This window comes from Flavobacterium undicola (assembly GCF_009909155.2).
Lineage (GTDB): Bacteria > Bacteroidota > Bacteroidia > Flavobacteriales > Flavobacteriaceae > Flavobacterium > Flavobacterium undicola.
The window spans coordinates 106,432-126,146 of the sequence record NZ_JAAAPM020000007.1 but is presented as its reverse complement, the minus strand read 5'-3'; the positions used below and the strand labels follow the sequence as shown (position 1 = coordinate 126,146).

The window sequence follows — 19,715 nt, the reverse complement described above, 5'->3', positions numbered from 1 at the left end:
AATGACTGAATTAAATTCAAAAAAAAAGACCCAACAAAAGCTGGGTCTTAATTTATATACTAACAAAGTAAATTATGCTGCTTGATGCTGCTTTTCAACAATTATTTTTTCTTCTTTCGAAATAGTATCAACCAATACTGGTGTAGCAATAAACAATGAAGAATAAGTTCCTACAAAAATACCCACTAACATCGCAAAGATAAAACCTCTAATTGATTCTCCTCCAAAAAGGAACATGGTCAATAATACAACAATCATCATCAATGAAGTATTCAAGGTTCTTGATAAAGTAGTGTTAATAGAAGCGTTTACGATAGCTTCAAAACTTCCTTTACGATTACCGATGATAAACTCTCTAATTCTGTCAAATACAATTACGGTATCATTCATCGAATAACCAATAACCGTAAGAATCGCAGCGATAAAGTGCTGATCCATTTCCATGTGGAAAGGCATGAATTTATAACATAAAGAATAGATTCCTAATACAAAGATTACGTCATGCGCAACAGCGGCAATCGCACCTAATGAATACTGCCATTTACGGAATGAAATCATCAAGTATAAGAAAATAACTGCCATCGCACCCAGAACTGCCCAGTACGAATTGGTTTTGATATCTTCAGAGATAGAAGCCCCAACTTTAGAAGCCTGTAATACTCCAACTTTTTTACCGTCAAAAGCATTAATGAATTTATCATAAGAAGTATTTGGATAATATTTTGCTAAAGCGTTATATAATTTTTCGTTTACTTCTTTATCTACAGCAATACCGTCTTCTTTAATTTTATATTTCGTCGTGATTTTCAACTGATCATCATCTCCTAAAACTTTAGCTTCTACAGGAGTTCCAAAAGCAGCTGATAATTCTTCTGAAATTAGAGTCGCATCAACTGCTTTTTCGAATTTTACCTGAAACGTTCTTCCTCCAACAAAATCAACACCCTGATCTAATCCGTTAACGAAGAAGATAGAAATCAAACTTACAACAACTACAATTGAAGAGAAAACATAAGTAATTTTCTTAATCTTAATAAAGTCATAATGAAAGTTAGTAAACCAATTTTTTGTAATATTTGTACAGAAAGTCAAGTTCGCTTTTCCTAGAATATTTTTATCGATAAAAATTCTGGCAATAAAAATTGATGTAAATAATGAAGTTGCAATACCAATAAGTAAGGTTAAAGCAAAACCTTTAATTGGTCCTGTTCCAAAAATAAATAAGATAGCACCAGTCAATACGTGAGTAACGTTAGCATCAATGATAGAACGCATTGCTCCATGCCATCCGTAAGATGCTGTAACAGCTTCAGAAAGTGACTTACCTTCACGCAATTCTTCTTTTGCTCTTTCGTAAATAATAATATTCGCATCTACCGCTGTACCTAATGTCAATACGATACCTGCAATACCTGGTAATGTTAATACAAAACCAAAACTTGCCATAATTCCGAATAAGAAAAGTAAATTTAACAATAAGGCTAAGTTAGCATACCAACCTGCTTTACCATAATAGAATACCATCCATAAACAAACCAAAATAAATCCAACGATTGAAGAAGTCATCCCTGCATCAATTGAAGCTTGTCCCAATGATGGACCAACTACAGTCGATTGAACAATATCAGCTGAAGCCGGCAATTTACCTGCATTTAATACATTCGCTAAATCCTGAGTTTCAGTTATATCAAATGAACCTGTAATTTCTGATCTTCCACCTGAAATAGGCCCGCTAGAAACACCTGGTGCTGAATAAACAACATTATCCAAAACAATAGCGATATTCGTTTTTTGAGTATAAGCTCTACCTGTTAATTCTTCCCAAGCTTTAGCTCCCTGCCCATTCATTTGCATAGAAACTGCTGGTTTACCCATTTGATCAAAAGTATCTTTAGCATCAGTAACTACACCACCAAGCATTGCCGGCGCGTTATCTCTATTACCTCTTAAAGCATATAATTCAACCGCCTCAACCTCTTTATCCTTAGCATCTTTTAGTTTAGTCAATTTACCCCAAACAAATTTTGCATAACGTTGATCTGGAGCTAATAAAATTCTAATATCTGCTCTTTTTAAATAGCTATTAATTACAGCAGTATCTTTTGGAGCATACATTCCTAAACCTCCACCTTGAGACAACATTTTGTCAAACAATGGATTATTTCCTTTCTTAGTAGCTGTAGAATCTTTAGTATCAGTTAACAATGCACTTAATGAATCTTTAGCTACTGCTTTCTTTTCAACTTTAGCAACTTCTGTTTTTTTCAATGCCTCATTAGCAGCCATTAAGAAATTACCTATTTCTTCAACTTTGTACGTTTCCCAAAATTCAAGTTGTGCTTTACCACCTAATAATTTTTTAATCCTATCCACATCTTTAGCACCAGGAAGCTCTACAAGAATTCTTCCAGTTTCTCCTAATTTTTGGATATTAGGTTGCGTAACACCAAATTTGTCGATACGCTCTCTTAATACTTTATAAGCGCTTTCAATTGACTCATCAACTTTTCTTTTGATTACTTTTTGAACTTCAGCATCAGTCATTTGAAAATCAACACCACCTTCTCCTTGCAATGATCTGTTTGCAAAAATATCTGGAGAAGCTAACTTTACAGTTCCTTTAGAATTTGCCTCAAAAGCTTCAAAAAACTTTTTCAAATAGGTTGTATTCCCTTCTAAATTTGCAGTAGCATCAGCCAATGACTTATTAAAAACTGGATTTTTAGAATTATTTGATAATCCTTTTAAAACGTCTTTAATAGAAATTTGAAGAATCACATTGATTCCTCCTTCTAAGTCAAGACCTTTATTAATTTGCTTGTTTTTTACTTCATTATAAGTAAAATCAGTAAAGCCAAGATCCAGCACACTTACTTTTCCAATAGAATCTAAATATTTTAGCTCTTTATCAGGATTATCTCCTGCAAAAGCTTTGGCTTCACTTTTGACATTGTTTGCCACAAAAGTGAAAGAAAGTTGGTAAATGCTTACCAATGCAAATAGAATTGCAAAAAATTTAATAAGTCCTTTATTCTGCATTATTACTAAAAATTAATTATTTTAAATTTATTATTTTGTGTTAAAACCTTGTAAACAACACTTTAGCCATTATCTGTAAAACAGAATCTACCAAATCATTTTTTAAACCGAGCAAATATATAATTCTGGTTAAGATTAACCAACTTTATTTATTAATTAATCTCAAAAAAAAGACTGCAAAATTGCAGTCTTCACTTTATATGTGAAAAAAACTTAAGCTAAAACAGACTTTAAAGCATCATTCATCACTCTAACTGCATCAGCGCTCTTTGCAAACAATGCTTTTTCCTGATCGTTTAATTGAATGGTAAGAATCTCTTCTACCCCATTTTTACCAATTATACACGGCACTCCGATACAAATATCATTCTGACCGTATTCTCCTTCAACATATACCGAACAGGCAATCATTCTTTTTTGATCATTCAAAATACTGTCAACCAAAAAAGCTACGGATGCTCCAGGTGCATACCAGGCTGATGTTCCTAAAAGCCCCGTAAGTGTTGCTCCTCCTACCATAGTATCAGCAGCTACTTTTTGCAAAACTTCTTCAGATAGAAATTGCGAAACCGGAATTCCATTATAAGAAGCCAAACGCGTTAACGGAATCATGGTTGTATCACCATGACCACCTATAACCATCCCCGATACGTCATTTGCCGGTTTATCCAAAGCTAAAGACAAATAGGTTCTAAAACGGGAGCTATCTAAAATACCTCCCATTCCAATAATTCTATTTTTTGGCAAACCAGTCGATTTCAATGCCAAATAGGTCATTGTATCCATTGGGTTTGATACCATTACAATTATAGTATTCGGAGAATATTGAAGTACATTTTCGACTACACTCTTAACAATTCCAGCGTTGATACCTATTAATTCCTCACGAGTCATTCCCGGTTTCCTAGGAATTCCTGATGTAATCACGACAACATCACTACTCGCCGTTTTTGAATAATCATTGGTAACCCCAACTACTCGGGTATTAAATCCGGTATCGGTAGCACATTGCATAATATCTAAAGCTTTACCTTCGGCAAAACCTTCTTTAATATCCAACAAAACTACTTCACTAGCTATTCCTCGATAAGAAATAACGTCTGCACAGGTTGCTCCAACATTTCCTGCTCCTACAATAGTAACTTTCATATTTTAACGTTTATTCGGTTATTTAAAAATTGGTTAACTCCTGCTAATCTACAATTTATTGCTCAAATTAACCACCGAATAAACTATTTTTTATGCATCAATATTAGCATAAACAGCATTTTTCTCGATAAATTCTCTTCGCGGTGGTACTTCGTCTCCCATCAACATAGAAAACACACGATCCGCTTCGGCTAAACTATCAATAGTCACCTGGCGCAAAGTTCTGAAACCAGGATCCATTGTAGTTTCCCACAACTGCTCTGCATTCATCTCTCCAAGACCTTTATAACGTTGAATTCCCGCGCTTCCGCCCATTCTTTCATTCGCTTGATCACGTTGCACGTCATTCCAAGCATATTCTTTTTTGTTTCCTTTTTTAACCAAATACAAAGGCGGAGCCGCAATATAAACGTGTCCCTCTTCGATTAATTCTTTCATAAAACGGAAGAAAAATGTCAAAATTAAAGTAGAAATGTGACTACCATCGACATCGGCATCACACATAATAATTACTTTATGGTAACGCAATTTCGAAATATTCAATGCTTTGCTATCTTCTTCAGTTCCAATAGTTACACCAAGTGCTGTAAATATATTTCGAATCTCTTCGTTTTCAAAAACCTTGTGATGCATCGCTTTTTCCACATTCAAAATCTTACCACGCAATGGCAAAATAGCTTGAAAATTTCTATCACGACCTTGCTTAGCAGTTCCACCTGCCGAATCTCCCTCGACAAGATATACTTCGCATTTTGCAGGATCTTGCTCAGAACAATCTGATAATTTCCCTGGCAATCCACCGCCACCCATTACGGTTTTGCGTTGTACCATTTCACGCGCTTTTTTAGCCGCATGACGGGCTTGAGCAGCCAAAATCACTTTTTGAACAATAATACGAGCATCATTTGGATTTTCTTCCAAATAATTTTCAATCATTTCACTCACCGCTTGACTTACAGGCGAAACAACTTCTCTATTTCCAAGTTTAGTTTTCGTTTGACCTTCAAACTGTGGCTCAGCAACTTTTACCGAAATAATTGCAGTAAGACCTTCACGGAAATCATCTCCGGAAATATCAAACTTCAATTTATCTAACATTCCCGAAGCATCTGCATATTTCTTCAATGATCTGGTAAGACCAGTTCTAAAACCTTGCAAGTGTGTTCCTCCTTCGTGTGTATTGATATTATTTACATAAGAAAAAATATTTTCCGTGTAACTAGTGTTGTAGATTAAGGCAACCTCAACCGGAATTTCTCCTTTTTCATGATCCATCGAAATAACGTGCGCAATAATTGGCTCACGATTCCCATCTAAATAACGAATATATTCTTTTAGACCTTCATCAGAATGAAAAATTTCAGAAGTAAAATTTCCATCTTTATCTAATTCTCTTTTATCCGTAAAAGTGATTGTAATTCCTTTGTTAAGGAAAGACAACTCACGCATACGCGCTGATAAAGTATCGTATGAATATTCTATTGTTTGTGTAAATATGCTAGGATCTGGATAAAAAGTTACAATTGTACCTCTTTTTGTCGTTTCCCCAATTTGTTTTACCGGATAAAGTGCTTTTCCTTTTTCATATTCCTGTTCGTACACTTTTCCATCACTACTGTGAACTGTTGCTCTCAAATGGTTTGACAATGCATTTACCACCGAAACCCCAACACCGTGAAGACCTCCGGAAACTTTATACGAATCCTTATCGAATTTTCCTCCGGCACCAATTTTAGTCATTACAACCTCCAATGCCGAAACACCTTCTTTTTTATGAATACCTACAGGAATACCACGTCCATTATCTTCTACCGAAATAGAACCATCTTCATTTATATCCACTCGAATCGTATCACAATGACCTCCCATTGCCTCATCGATAGAGTTATCTACTACTTCATAAACTAAATGATGCAGTCCTCGAACACCTACATCTCCAATATACATCGAAGGACGCATTCTTACATGCTCCATTCCTTCTAATGCCTGAATACTATCTGCTGAATAATTATTTTCCTTCTTGATTTCTTCGCTCATATTTTTTAATCTAAAAATGTATTTTTCGTATAACACGCAAATATATAAAAACTGAAATTAGAACACAGCCAAAATTGGCTTTTAAGCCTTTAAGTTATCAACAAAAAATGTCAATTTCAATAGCAATTTCAATAGCAATTTCAAAAAAGCAATAGCAATATCAAAAGTCAATGATAATGGCAAAAAAAGCAATAGCAATTTAAAAAAAGCTATAAAACACAAATTCCCAAAACAAGCATTTAAAATGTCGTTTTGGAAATTTGAAAATTGAATCATTTCAATCACCTCAATTAATCATTGTCATTGAAATTGATTTTTGATATTGCTATTTGATTATTCTAACATTCATTTCCTCTACCTTTTTATCTGATAAAAGAGAAGGAGCTCCAAATAACAAATCTTCACTGGTTCCTGTTTTTGGAAAAGCCATAACTTCTCTAATAGATGCTTTTTTCTCTAAAATCATCATTAATCGGTCAATTCCCCAAGCAATTCCTCCGTGTGGTGGTGCGCCATACTGGAAGGCTTTATACATTGTTCCCACACTTTTAATCATCTCTTCTTTGTTGTAACCCATATTTTTATAAGTCGCCTCTAGAATCTCCGATTTATGCGCACGAACTGATCCTCCACCAATTTCGTAACCGTTCAAAATGATATCGTATTGTTGCGCTATGATTGAACCAATTTCTTCTTCTTTACCATTCATGTGCTTTTGCAAATCATAAATAGCCGGCATCGAGAACGGATTGTGCGTAAATGTCCATCTTCCTTCATCCGTTTTTTCAAACATTGGAAAATCAACTACCCAAGCCGGACGTAATTCCTTTGGATTAATCAAGTGTAACATTCTACCCAATTCCTGACGAACAGCATCCAAAGCTTTATTAGCCGTTGCATAATCCGCCGCTGAAAAGAATACAATATCTCCGACCTGTGCATCAGTCGCTTTTATAATTCCTGCTGCAATTTCTTCACCTAAAAACTTAATAATTGGCGATTGCAATTCTTCTTCATTCACAATAATATAAGCCAATCCACCTAAACCATGTTGCTGAGCAATAGCAGTTAAAGCTTCAATCTGACCTTTAGACATACGTTTATTTCCTTGCTCTTGAGCCGAAACTTTGATACATTTTACAATTCCACCTTCTTCAATTGGCTTAGAAAAAACCTGAAAAGTAGTATCTTTTACAATAGCTGTAATGTCTTGCATTTTCAATCCGTAACGCAAATCAGGTCTGTCACAACCATAGAAATCCATCGAATCTTTGTATGTAATCACTTCAAACGGACGTAAAATCCATTTGTTACCATATACTTTCTTAACTACTTCATTAAATATTTTAGTATTTAAATCGATAATTTGCTGCATACTGGCATACGCCATTTCCATATCCAATTGCGTAAATTCCGGCTGACGATCTCCACGAGAATCTTCATCTCTAAAACAACGCGCTACTTGGAAATATTTCTCATAACCACTCACCATCAACATTTGTTTGAATTGCTGTGGCGCTTGCGGCAACGTATAAAACAAACCAGCTTGTTTACGTGTAGGAACAATAAATTCACGTGCTCCTTCATCAGTTCCTGCGCTTAAAATTGGCGTTTCAATTTCTAAGAATTCCTCTTCATCTAAGATGTCACGAATTAACTTAATTACTTTATGACGGTTTACAATAGCTCGTCGCACCTCTTCGTTTCTGTGATCCAAAAACTTGTATTGGAAACGAATTGCTTCATTTGTTTTTGCCGCTCTTTTAATTTCAAAAGGCAATGTTTTAGATAAATTTAAAATTTCTAAAACCGAAGTTTCTAATTCAATTTTACCAGTACGTAAACCTGCATTGTAATCATCTTCATTACGCCCAACAACAATACCTTTCACCGAAATTACCGATTCCGGTTTCAATTTCACCAACTCATCAATATTAGGGAATGACTCTCTACTGATACGGATTTGGAAAATCTCATAACTCGAATCACGCAAATCAATAAACATCAATTCCCCGTGATCACGAACACTCGCTACCCAACCAGACAACAGCACTTCTTCATTGCTATTTGCTTCTGATAATTGTGAAATTTTATGTGTTCGGTAAATGTCTTTTATAATAATCGGAATTTCAGGAAGCGATTCTTCTTGATTTTCTTTATTTTCTGCAACTGTTGCTGCGGAAACTTTTTCAGAGGCTTGTTCTTTTTCTAAAACAGCAGCGGCTCCTAATTTGTCTAAAATAATTTGACGAATTACTTTACCATTAGCACCTTTTCCAATAACGCCTAAAACTTTACCAACTAAAATACCAGCTTTACCTTGATCACCTGCTTTAATATCATTGGCAACAGCCTCATTTTCTGAAATTACTTTAGCAATAACTTCTTGAACTTTTTCTTCCGAAATGGTGTTATCTGCAAAGTATTTATTATAATCAAAATTTTGATCTTTCAAATAACCTGAAATCGCATTTTGAACTAAAACTGCCGTAATTTTTTCGGCTTTGAATAATACAAAAATGGTTATTAAATGCTCAATATTATGAATTTTATCATAGTCTTCAGCCTTTACATTATTTGCCAAAGTTTTAGCAACAAACGACGGATCTTTAATTTCGTTATTTAAAGTCACAAATGTTCTGGAACGCAACCCATCTGCCGTGAAAAATTTAGCATCTTGTGGCAAAACACCTCCGTTAATCAAAATAGATTCAACAGCATAAGGCAAAGCACTTGTATCTACTGTAATTGCTTCAATCTCCGCTTTGATATTTACAAAAGGTAAATCTGGCTCTGAAATAAAACGATAATCCGCTTCAAATTCTTTTTTACGCATGGTTTTGGTTTGCTTTAAATCAGCATCCCACAACACAGTCGTTTGATCAGGTCTAAACTCTTTGTTTTCGATAAAATAATTGAACTGTTTCTCTACTTCTTCTTTCAAAGCTTCGACCATAAACTTAAACGAGTTCAAATTTTTGATTTCCGTTCTTGGATTTAAAACCTCCGAATTTATTTTACGTAAAGAAACCGAAACATCCGATTTGAATTCTCCTTTCTCCAAATTAGCTTCAGAGATTCCTAAATTTTGAACAATACGCTGAATGTATTGCGCATAAGTTGAAGCATCTTCAATATTACGAACGCAAGGTTCCGTAACAATTTCAATCAACGGAACTCCTGCTTTATTAAAATCGACTAACGAAATCTTCTTTTCGTGCATCAATTTCGCAGCATCTTCTTCAATATGAACCTGAGTTAAATTTACAGTAAATTGAGAACCGTCATTTCGGTAACAAGAAACCTGTCCGTCAGGAATTATTGGATTGTGAAATTGCGTTATTTGAATATTTTTTGGATTATCAGGATATTCGTAATGCTTTCTATCCCAAGAAATCACTTCATTGCTAAATGTCGAATTGACCGCTTTTCCAAAATAAATCGCTTTGGTGATTGCTTCTCTGTTTAAAGCAGGCAAAACACCCATTTGTCCAGTACAAACTGAACATATATTTTGGTTCGCTGTTTCTATTTCTTGATTTGGACAAGAACAAAACAACTTGGTTTTGGTATTCAATCGAACGTGAGTTTCCAGTCCAATTACCAATTCTAAATCGTGGGCTTTTAAAGCCGCAGTTAATTGCTCCAATTCCATTATATCGTATCTTTTAAGAAGTTTGCAAACTTCAACACTAATTCATCATTATTTTTTGCGGCAGTAATCTGCAATCCTGTACTTGTTCCTTGTGGCACGGTTAAAGTCGGTAATTGTCCCAAACTAAAACCAACCGTATAAGCATCGGATAAATACATCGCCAACGGATCTTTTAAACTGTCTCCAATTTTAGGCGGCGTACTTGGTGTAACCGGTGATAAAATGATATCAACTTCTTCGAAATCCTTACTGAAATTCTCAGAAATCTGATCTCTTACAGCCAATCCTTTTAAATATATTTCATCTGAAAAACCTTGTGACAACACTTGGTTTCCACCTACAATTCTGCGTTTTGTTTCTTCTGAAAAGTTTTCAGAACGTGTCACTGCATAAGTTTCAATTAAATTCTCCGCTTCAATACGATTACCATAATTTGTTCCGTCCAAACGAGATAAATTGGAAGCCGTTTCTGCCATCGCCAACGTATAATAAGTCGAAACTAAAATATCCGATTTGAAAAAATCCAATTCTTTTACTGCAATTCCTTTGGCTTTTATTTTTTCGATGCTAGCTAAAAAATCAGCTTTTATTTGGGTATCGATAGCATCACTTTCAATAAAGTTTTTAAAATAACCTATTGTTTTTACAGCAGAAGTTGCAATTGCTTCTTCACTAATTTCTGATGAAGCGATTGAAGTTTGATCTTTTGGATCTTTTCCACTCATTACATTCAACACAATTCGAATATCTTCGATTGATTTTGCCAGTGGACCAACACAATCTGTAGAAGATGCATACGCCATTAATCCAAATCTGGAAATTCTTCCGTAAGTTGGTTTAAAACCATAAATATGATTGTACCCAGCAGGCTGACGAATCGAACCTCCTGTATCTCCACCAATAGAAAACGCAGTATATTCTTTTGCAACGTTAACTGCAGATCCACCACTTGAACCTCCAGCAACTAATGTTGGATCGATAGCGTTTTTTACCGCTCCAAAAATGGTATTTTCACTGGAAGATCCGTGACCAAAACTATCGCAGTTTTCTTTTACCAATGGAATAGCACCGGCATCCAATAATTTCTGAATCGCAGTAGCCGTGTAAGGAGATTTATAATTTTTCAATAAATCAGAACTTGCAGTTGTGTAAGTTCCCTGCAACATATAGACATCTTTAATTCCAAAAGGAATTCCTTCCAGCAAACCTATTGTTTCTCCGTTTGCAATTTTAGCATCCACCTTAGCTGCTAATTCCAGAGCCATAGTATCCAATAAAGAATTGACAGAGTTGTAGGTATTTTGTTTTAGTAAGTCTAATTTTTCTTGCACTAAAGCCGTACAAGTGATTTGTTTTGACACCAATTGTTGGTGTATTTTTTTTATCTGAGAATCCATTTTTATCCTTCTATAACTTTAGCAACAACTAAAAAACCATTTTTCTTATTCGGGAAATTTTCTAAAATGAGTTGTTTCTCAATAGCCGAACTCTCTACCACAACATCTTCCCTTAAATCACTTACTGAAACACAATTATGATTGACAGTATTTACAGCATTATTATTTGATGGATGTGCATTCTTAATTACATCAAATAATTTGTTCACGCTTTCGGAAGGCTGTGCTCCTTTAATACTCGACAAGATGTCGACTGTCATTATTTTACTCATAATTTTAATTCGTTTTAAAGTCAAACTTTTAAGCTGGCGAATTTACGAAAGTTTTTTTTAGGGAATCCCATTTTTTTAAATGATTTCAAATGCATAAAAACGAAAGTCTATCTCATAAAGACAGGCTTTGGTTTTTATATAAATTATCACTTTACAAATACTTGTTTTTACAAAAAACAGAATCTACTCAACACTCTCAATCAAATACTTCGTTCCATTAATTTCAAAAGAAAAACCAACCGAATTCCCCATTAACTTACTTCCCAACGGTGATTGCGGAGACAAAGCAATTACATTTACTCCATCGATAGTTATTTTTGGCAAAGCCAAAGACAGATACAAATAAATCCCATTGGCTTTTACCAAACTTCCTAAAACGATTGTTTTTGCAATTACCGAAGCATCAATTTTGTCTAAAACTGCTTTTTGATCCAGAACTTCTCTTAGTTTCGTATTGAATTTTTCCTGTTCTAAATGCATCATCGCCAGAGCCGTTTCGTGTTTATCGCCTGCTGAGCCTTTGGCATCATTTTTAGAATCCTCGGTCAAAGCCGCTATCATATCCCGAAAAGCATCGATTCTATCTTCTACTAATCGAAAATAATAGTTATATATTTTTTGTTTGAAAGTCATTTTATTAAAGTCTAAGATGTTCTTTTTTTAAGGTGTAAAAAAGCAAATTTACTTTATTATCCCAATCTCACACTATTTTAGGCGTATTTGAAATTCTTAACCAATCGTACAACAATTTTTATTTAACTTCGTAAAGAATCTTTATTAATCTTATTCTTTTTAAAATCAACTATGAAAAAATTAAAATCCCTTTCCGCAATCGCTTTTGGCTTTCTGTTATTATTGACAACAAATGCACAAGCTCAAAAATTCCCGGGTTTAGACAAAAGCCCAATGGACGAAGCGCTATATCCTTCTGACAACAAAATCCCAACGAAAACAGCCAAAGTTATCTATAGCCGCCCACAACTTAAAGGACGCGCTTTAAGCGAACTAACTCCTGCCGGAAAAGTATGGAGAACTGGCGCTAACGAAGCTACCGAAATCACTTTTTACAAAGATGTAAAATTGGGTACAACAAAAATAAAAGCAGGAACTTACTCTTTATATACCATTCCTGAAAAAGACAATTACACTATCATTCTAAACAAAAGCACCAATGTTTGGGGAGCTTATTCTTATCAAGCCGAAAATGATGTAGCCCGACTAAGCGTTCCCGTTACTCAAGCTGAAGAATCTCTTGAAGCATTTTCTATGGTTTTCACCAAAGCTGATAACGGTATGATTCTGAACTTAGGTTGGGATAAAACCCGCGTTGCGATTCCTTTTACAGAATAATTTTTTTTATTTAACCGCAAAGAGCGCAAAGTTTTACGCTAAGTTCGCAGAGTTTTATAATTCTTTGCGTTTCCTTGCGAAATCTTTGCGCTCTTTGCGGTTTAAAAAAACTTGACTTTTAAAAATCAAATTTATAATTAGCTCCTATCATCACCTGAAAACCTTGCACAGGATAATTCATCCATTTTTGATAAGACTTATTCGTCATATTATTCAACTTCAAAAATGCGGTTAATTGCGAATTGTATTTATAACCTACATGTGAATTCACATCAAAATAACTTCTTAAAGTCATTGGCTCAGGTTGTGTTACGTAAACAATATTACTATTCAATTGAAAATCTTTTCTTTCGCCCACATAAAACACCTTTGCGCCAGCATACCATTTTGGTGTAATATTAAAATCAATTGACGAGTTTAATTCTACAGCAGGTAAATTCCAGGCTTCTTGCTCGATACTATTCTTGTAACTGCTAAAAGTTCCTCCAACAGCAAAGCTTACATTTTCAGAAAAATCAGCTTTCAAATCCCCTGAAAAACGAAACGTTCTCACATCGTCATAAACCACTTGAAACGAATTACCATAAGCATAATCTTCATTAGCATTGTTTTCAGTATAATCATGACTTCTAAACAAAGCTTTATTTCTCTCATTATTATAAGAACCCTGAATGTTATAACTCACACTGGAAGCTAATTTCCCTTTCAATCCTGCACTAATTTGATATTGTTTGTCTGTTGGCGCAATTGCTAAAGTAGGCGACAAAAACGGGTTTTCTTTCACAAAATCCATATAAGAGTTTTGTTCTAAACCTCCTTCGGCTCCTGCATAAAAAATCATCAAATCTTCCACAACAGGATAAGAAACACTCACATTTGGATATATTAAAAACTTATTATCGGCTCCCATTTTATCAATACTATAAAACAACGAAGCTCCCAGTTTTACGTTCCAACCGTTTTCGTTAATATTAAAACTAGGAGAAATTCCTAAATTAGTAAAACCATATTTAATCTTGGCTATATTAGTCTCTTCATAATTTTTATCGAAAGAACCGCCCACATAATCCACAATAATATCGGTTTTCACCAATTGATCCGCTACATCAAATTGCAAAGAAGGTTTAACAAAAAATCTATTTTCAGACGATCCGAAATTATCTGAAAAATGACTAAACTTCATCGATGCGTCTTTAAAAGCACCTTCCTTAAAATTAAGCTTTCCTCCTAAAGAAATTCCGTTATACGAATGCTTTGAATCGATACCTGCAATCAAATTATTTCTATCGCCAGGAGTCAATGTACTTCCAAAATCGGATGGTAAACCATACCAATTATAGGCTTGATTTTGGTATCCCAAATCAATATTCCAAGACATCTTATCGTAATTAGCACCATAATTCACATCTAGAGCAGTATCATAAAACCAATCGTCCAGCTCCAAGTTATTAATTCCTCCCTGAGAAGAAAAATGACGAAACATTCCGCCTACATAATCATTATTAGCTAATTCCTGATTTACAAACAGCTCGGCATTAAGCGTTCCATAATTACCAATTGCCAAAGTAGCATAATTGTTAAAGAACTTTTCTTTAGCCTCCTTGTCCACTCCTTCGGCTTTTCCTTTTGCCGGTGTAAAAGTCGAAGCTACAGGAAAAGAAAAAATAGAATATTTAATCGTTTCTTTTTTAGCATTGCCCTCATCATCAAGAACAGGAGATTCCTGAATTTTGGATGCATCTGAAATTGTTGGCGTATAAGGCTTCACTACGTTTACCACTTCCGAACCAATGTTCTCGTCTTTCTTTGGTTCTTTCTTTTGGGCGAAAGAAAATTGAAACGTTAGTACCAAAGCAAAGGCAATTATATTTTTGAAATTAATTTTCATATTTTATATTTTTATCTTGAGAAAAGAGAGAAAAGAAGCAAGAAAAAAGACAAAATCGCACAAACAATCTATATTCTTATTCCTTTATTCTTGTATCTCGCTTCTTATTTTTTATTTAATTGACGAATTGGTTTTGGCTTCTTCACCTTTGATAGCACTCAACTCCGTTTGAGCTTCTGAAACCACATCCGGGAAATCAGAGAAATTCTGAATTACACTTTCCAAAATGTAGGTTGCCTGAAAACTATCTTTTAATCCGTAAAAGTTTTTAGCCATTAACACCAATCCTTTTGCTCCATAATAACGGTAAGACGCATAATTTTTTGCTAATTTTTGAACAACTGTATTCGATGCTTCAAACTTATTTTCTTTATTTTTAAAATAAGCGTCATAATACAAGGATTCAGCAGCAAGTTCCCCTTTAGCAATCAAAATCACTTTGGCGTAAGCCGCTTTGGCCTTAGCCTCATCTCCAGTTTGCATGGCTGAACGTGCGATGATAATTTGCGCATCACTTTTTACATTATCATCTGTTTTTGGATTATTCAGCACTTTTTCGGCATAAACTACCGCATTAGCATAATCTTTCTTCTCATAATAAGACTTCATCAAATTAGCCTGTGAGAAAACTTTATTCTGAGACAAGTCGGCTTCATTTTCTAAACGCGCCAATACCGGAATTGCTTTTTCTTTCGCACCACTATCTAATAAAATCTGCCCTAATCTTGCCAAAGATTGCTCTGTAAATTCATTTCTTGGTTCGTTAACAACATATTCGTAGTTAGGAATTGCTTTTTCTTTTTGACCTTCGGCATAATAAGCTTGCGCCAAATAAAAATTAGCTTTCAAAGCGTGAATTCCATTTGGAAAACTCGAAATATAAGCTCTAAAACCTGATATAGCCTGAGTATTATTGTTTTGTTCAAATTGTTTCACCGCCGATTCATACGTATCATTATCCAAATCAGCATCGGTAACAGCAACAAAATCCAACGTTCGAACCCAAGTAGCATATTCACCTACTTTTCCGCTATCTACATAAATCAATCTTGCTGTAGCAACGGCTTCTAAAGCTTCGGGAGTTTTAGGATATTCAGCCGCAACTTTTTTGAATTTAACCAAAGCATCTGTATTTCTATCTGAATTATAATAAACTAATCCCTGACGCAAAATAGCTCTTGACGTAAAAGTGCTGTTTTTATATTCGCTGATTAATCGGTCGTAAGTTTTTAAAGCCGAATCCTGTTTATTAGTCGCCACATACGTATTTGCCAATTCGAATAAGGCATCATCGCCATAACTTGATTTAGGATACGCTAGTAAAAATGAATTTAACTCTTCAATTTTTTTATCATTTTTACCAACAAAACCATTACAAATTGCTTTTTGATAATACGCATAATCAGCATCTACACTCTTCAGTTCGATTACTTTATTGTACGCATCCATTGCCGGCCAATATTTAGTAGTCACAAAACGACAATCGGCTAATCGCAAATAAGCATCAGTCACTCTTGTTTTATCGTCTTTTACTTTATCGATAAACTTCTGAAAAGCATCTCCAGCCGAATCGTATTCTTTCAACTTAAAATAAGCATAAGCTATATTGTAATTGCTGTTTTTGTATTCAGGTGTTGAAGCCGCAACCGACATGCCAACAAACTGTTTGAAACTCAACAATGATTTATTGTAATCGCCTAAAACATATTCCGTTTCTCCTTTCCAGAAAGTCGCTCTTGCAGTAAATTCGGCATCAATTGAATTTGCTAAAGATTTCTGGAACATCTGCAAAGCAGAAGCATAATTTCTATCGGTATACAATTCTAAACCACTATAGAATGTCACTTTTTGGTAAGCCAATTTATTTTCGGGAGTTTTATTTTTTTCCAATAAAACCAAAGCTGCTTTATAATTTTTAGAAGAAATATAAGAATCAATCAATAATTTCTCTACCACTGAACGGCTGGAATTATTTGGATATTTATTGATAAAACCCAATAAAACCGAAGGCACACTTTGATAAGAATTCCCTAATTCATAACTTAATTTAGCGTAATTTAAATGAGCATCTTCTTGAATTGCTGCATCAAATGACATTTCGGAAGCATTTTTAAACGCATTCAATGCCTGTTGTTTTTTATCTAATTTAAGATAACTTTCTCCTAAATGGTAATAAGCATTTTGAGCTACACTATCTTTTCCTCCAACAATTTTATTGAATTGAGCAATAGCATTTTCAAAATCATTTTGCTTGTAATAAGCATAACCCAATTGGTAATAATCGGTGTTATTCCATTTTCCTCTTTTGCCTTTATAAGCTACTAAATACGGAATGGCTTCGCTATATTTCTTTAAATTAAAATAGCTCTCTCCTATTATCTTATTCAATTCTGATTTTTCCTGAGCATTCGATTTGCCCATCGCTTTTTGTCCTAAGGCGATTGCTTTTTCAAAATTTCCCGATTTAAAACTCATATCGGCCTGATAATAAGATAACTTTTCGGCATATTTTTCATCTCCCGAAACCTGATCGAAATATTTATTAGCTTCCTGATAATTATCGCCTTCATAAGCCATAAAACCTAAATAATATTTAGCTTGAGAGCCGTATACTTCAGATTTTAAAACCTTATTAAAATAGGTTTTCGCCTCTTTTTTGTTGTTAGAACTAAATAAGCTATAGCCTTTTTGGAAATTAAATCGGTCTTTATCCTTAGCACTTAGCTGACTTTCATCGACTTTTTCAAATCTTTTTAAAGCTTCAGCATAATTTCCCTGATTGAAATAATAATGTGCAATTTCAATATAAGCCTGATTACTTTTAGAACTTGTTGGATACTCTTCCATGAAGTTTTCCATCAAAGCATCAGCATTGGCATGCCCTAATCGAACAGCACAGCTGGCATCATAATAAGCACAATCTGATTTAACTTCTTCATCCTTAGTTACTTCTTTTACTTTTTCGAAAAGGAACTGAGCCGAAGCATATTGATTGTCTTTGTACAAAGAAACTGCTCTATTATAATCTTTTAAATCATTAGTATATATTGATGATTTCTGTGCTAAAAGCGTAGTGGTTTGAACAAAAACCAACAAAAAGAAGAGCCAGGAAAGTTTACGCATTTTTATTTTATTTTAATATTCAAATATATCATATTATAAAATTTATAACGAACCTCTAATTGGTTTTATTATGAACAAATATTTTAACAGACCACAAAAAACTACTAATTGATATTGCTATTTCATAATTGATAATTACTTTTACGCCACAAACAAACCCCAATTATGTCTCAAGCTGTACTGTCACTAAAAAACGCGACCATCTATCAAGAAGATAAAGTAATCTTATCAAATGTTAACTTGGAAGTAAACCATGGAGAATTTATTTATATCATTGGAAAAACGGGTTCAGGAAAAAGTAGTTTGATGAAAACACTTTATGCCGATTTACAATTGACAGAAGGAAATGGACATATTGTAGACTTTGATTTAGAAACAATGAAAGAAGATGATATTCCGTTTTTAAGACGTAAAATCGGAATTGTTTTTCAGGATTTCAAATTGCTACCAGACCGTTCTATTCAAGACAATATGCTTTTTGTACTTAAAGCAACAGGATGGACGGATCAGGACGAAATGAATCGAAAGATAGAAGAAGTACTGGATAAAGTAGGGATGAAAAACTATGCGCAAAAAATGCCTCATCAAATTTCTGGTGGCGAGCAACAACGTGTAGCTATTGCGAGAGCCTTACTTAATGACCCTGAACTTATCTTAGCGGATGAACCAACAGGAAATTTAGACCCACAAACCAGTGCGGAAGTTTTGGATGTTTTGAAAAAAATTAACGCAAACGGAAAAACCATTATCATGGCAACGCATGATTATGCTTTGTTGATGAAATTCCCTTCGAAAACATTAAAATGTGAGGATGCTAAAATTTTTGAAGTAGTCCAAAGAACCATTTAATTTTTATAATACTAAAATTTAGAATCTCTTGAAACAAATTACATCCATTCAAAATCCATTCATAAAATCTTTAGTATTATTACAGGAAAAAGCCAAAAACAGAAGACAAACCGGAACGTTTTTAATTGAAGGAGTACGCGAAATTTCATTAGCTGTAAAAGGAAATTATGAAATTGAAACCGTATTATTCTATCCTGAAATTTGCAGCGAAATTGAAGCTAAAAAATTAGCTCAATCAGCTGAATTAATCGAAATAAACAAAGATGTATTTCAAAAATTAAGCTACCGCGAAACCACCGAAGGGGTATTGGCTGTAGCCAAATCAAAATCCTTACAACTTTCTGACTTAAAACTCTCAGCAACACCATTAATTTTAGTTGCCGAAGCTCCGGAAAAACCAGGCAATATTGGTGCCCTTTTAAGAACCGCCGATGCCGCTAATCTTGATGCTGTAATTATTGCCAATCCCAAAAGCGATTTATACAACCCGAATATTGTTCGTTCTAGCGTAGGTTGTTTGTTTACGAACCAAATTGCAACAGCAAGCACCGCAGAAATCATTTCTTTTTTAAAAGAAAAAAACATCAATTTCTACTGTGCCACCTTGCAAAATTCGACAAGCTATCACACCCAGGATTATACAAAACCAACCGCGCTAGTTGTTGGAACTGAAGCCACCGGACTTACCCAGGAATGGCGCGATGCCGCTACGCAAAACATCATCATTCCTATGCAAGGGGAAATTGACAGCATGAATGTTTCAGTTGCCGCAGCCATATTAATATTCGAAGCCAAAAGACAAAGAGGGTTTTAAATTTTAGATTTTAGAATGCAGATTTAATACTAAAAATTAAACAGTTATAAATTCAATTTTCTGATTTAAAAACCAGACATTTTTTAAAATCTAATATCTAAAATCAGAAATCTAAAATCAACAATCCCAACTCTTGCATATA

Annotated in this window: 12 protein-coding genes; 3 read left to right on the top strand and 9 right to left on the bottom strand. The window is 34.3% G+C overall.

The genetic code is table 11. The features are described from left to right. Positions 1-72 precede the first annotated feature (72 nt). The 7 genes from secDF to GTZ96_RS06125 all read right to left on the bottom strand — a co-directional run bounded on the left by secDF (position 73) and on the right by GTZ96_RS06125 (position 12,182). Positions 73-3,039: a protein translocase subunit SecDF gene (gene secDF, locus GTZ96_RS06155; protein WP_161641942.1), complete on the bottom strand. Its 2,967-nt coding sequence runs from the start codon at positions 3,037-3,039 to the stop codon at positions 73-75. Between the two features lie 213 nt (positions 3,040-3,252). Beyond that, positions 3,253-4,188, bottom strand: coding sequence for a malate dehydrogenase (mdh, locus tag GTZ96_RS06150; protein WP_161641940.1), 936 nt, complete (start codon positions 4,186-4,188; stop codon positions 3,253-3,255). A gap of 90 nt (positions 4,189-4,278) precedes the next feature. After that, positions 4,279-6,225 (bottom strand): DNA topoisomerase (ATP-hydrolyzing) subunit B, encoded by a 1,947-nt coding sequence (gyrB, locus tag GTZ96_RS06145; RefSeq protein ID WP_161641938.1) that lies wholly within the window; start codon positions 6,223-6,225, stop codon positions 4,279-4,281. Between the two features lie 325 nt (positions 6,226-6,550). Continuing rightward, entirely contained in the window at positions 6,551-9,880 is a 3,330-nt protein-coding gene (gene gatB/aspS / locus GTZ96_RS06140; RefSeq protein WP_161641936.1) for a bifunctional amidotransferase subunit GatB/aspartate--tRNA ligase AspS, read from the bottom strand. Beyond that, on the bottom strand, positions 9,880-11,277 hold the full coding sequence (locus GTZ96_RS06135) for an amidase (RefSeq protein ID WP_161641934.1): 1,398 nt from the start codon (positions 11,275-11,277) through the stop codon (positions 9,880-9,882). Before GTZ96_RS06135 ends, gatB/aspS begins: the two co-directional genes overlap by 1 nt. Before the next feature lie 2 nt (positions 11,278-11,279). Continuing rightward, positions 11,280-11,549, bottom strand: a complete 270-nt coding sequence (locus tag GTZ96_RS06130) for an Asp-tRNA(Asn)/Glu-tRNA(Gln) amidotransferase subunit GatC (protein ID WP_181033152.1) — start codon at positions 11,547-11,549, stop codon at positions 11,280-11,282. 183 nt (positions 11,550-11,732) lie between these two features. Next, positions 11,733-12,182, bottom strand: coding sequence for a hypothetical protein (locus GTZ96_RS06125; protein ID WP_161641930.1), 450 nt, complete (start codon positions 12,180-12,182; stop codon positions 11,733-11,735). Between the two features lie 171 nt (positions 12,183-12,353). Here GTZ96_RS06125 and GTZ96_RS06120 point away from each other — a divergent pair, with 171 nt between their 5' ends. Then, positions 12,354-12,899, top strand: coding sequence for a DUF2911 domain-containing protein (locus GTZ96_RS06120; RefSeq protein WP_161641928.1), 546 nt, complete (start codon positions 12,354-12,356; stop codon positions 12,897-12,899). Positions 12,900-13,017: 118 nt separating this feature from the next. On the opposite strand, the gene GTZ96_RS06115 is transcribed toward GTZ96_RS06120, so the two are convergent. Next, the gene (locus GTZ96_RS06115; RefSeq protein ID WP_161641926.1) at positions 13,018-14,787 is read right to left on the bottom strand and encodes a porin family protein; all 1,770 of its coding nucleotides are present in this window, start codon (positions 14,785-14,787) and stop codon (positions 13,018-13,020) included. A gap of 111 nt (positions 14,788-14,898) precedes the next feature. Further along, positions 14,899-17,910: a tetratricopeptide repeat protein gene (locus GTZ96_RS06110; RefSeq protein WP_161641924.1), complete on the bottom strand. Its 3,012-nt coding sequence runs from the start codon at positions 17,908-17,910 to the stop codon at positions 14,899-14,901. A 165-nt stretch (positions 17,911-18,075) separates the two neighbouring features. Between GTZ96_RS06110 and GTZ96_RS06105 the strand changes: the two genes are divergently transcribed. Both GTZ96_RS06105 and GTZ96_RS06100 read left to right on the top strand, forming a co-directional pair. Further along, on the top strand, positions 18,076-18,759 hold the full coding sequence (locus GTZ96_RS06105; RefSeq protein WP_161641922.1) for a cell division ATP-binding protein FtsE: 684 nt from the start codon (positions 18,076-18,078) through the stop codon (positions 18,757-18,759). A 28-nt stretch (positions 18,760-18,787) separates the two neighbouring features. Beyond that, positions 18,788-19,573, top strand: a complete 786-nt coding sequence (locus GTZ96_RS06100) for a TrmH family RNA methyltransferase (protein ID WP_161641920.1) — start codon at positions 18,788-18,790, stop codon at positions 19,571-19,573. Positions 19,574-19,715 lie beyond the last annotated feature (142 nt).

Bases quoted from the DNA above. Each gene is read 5' to 3' on its own strand.
- GTZ96_RS06135 (WP_161641934.1), bottom strand. From the start codon at position 11,277: ATGGATTCTCAGATAAAAAAAATACACCAACAATTGGTGTCAAAACAA.
- gyrB (WP_161641938.1), bottom strand. From the start codon at position 6,225: ATGAGCGAAGAAATCAAGAAGGAAAATAATTATTCAGCAGATAGTATT.
- GTZ96_RS06130 (WP_181033152.1), bottom strand. From the start codon at position 11,549: ATGAGTAAAATAATGACAGTCGACATCTTGTCGAGTATTAAAGGAGCA.
- GTZ96_RS06125 (WP_161641930.1), bottom strand. From the start codon at position 12,182: ATGACTTTCAAACAAAAAATATATAACTATTATTTTCGATTAGTAGAA.
- gatB/aspS (WP_161641936.1), bottom strand. From the start codon at position 9,880: ATGGAATTGGAGCAATTAACTGCGGCTTTAAAAGCCCACGATTTAGAA.
- GTZ96_RS06105 (WP_161641922.1), top strand. From the start codon at position 18,076: ATGTCTCAAGCTGTACTGTCACTAAAAAACGCGACCATCTATCAAGAA.
- GTZ96_RS06110 (WP_161641924.1), bottom strand. From the start codon at position 17,910: ATGCGTAAACTTTCCTGGCTCTTCTTTTTGTTGGTTTTTGTTCAAACC.
- GTZ96_RS06120 (WP_161641928.1), top strand. From the start codon at position 12,354: ATGAAAAAATTAAAATCCCTTTCCGCAATCGCTTTTGGCTTTCTGTTA.
- mdh (WP_161641940.1), bottom strand. From the start codon at position 4,188: ATGAAAGTTACTATTGTAGGAGCAGGAAATGTTGGAGCAACCTGTGCA.
- secDF (WP_161641942.1), bottom strand. From the start codon at position 3,039: ATGCAGAATAAAGGACTTATTAAATTTTTTGCAATTCTATTTGCATTG.
- GTZ96_RS06115 (WP_161641926.1), bottom strand. From the start codon at position 14,787: ATGAAAATTAATTTCAAAAATATAATTGCCTTTGCTTTGGTACTAACG.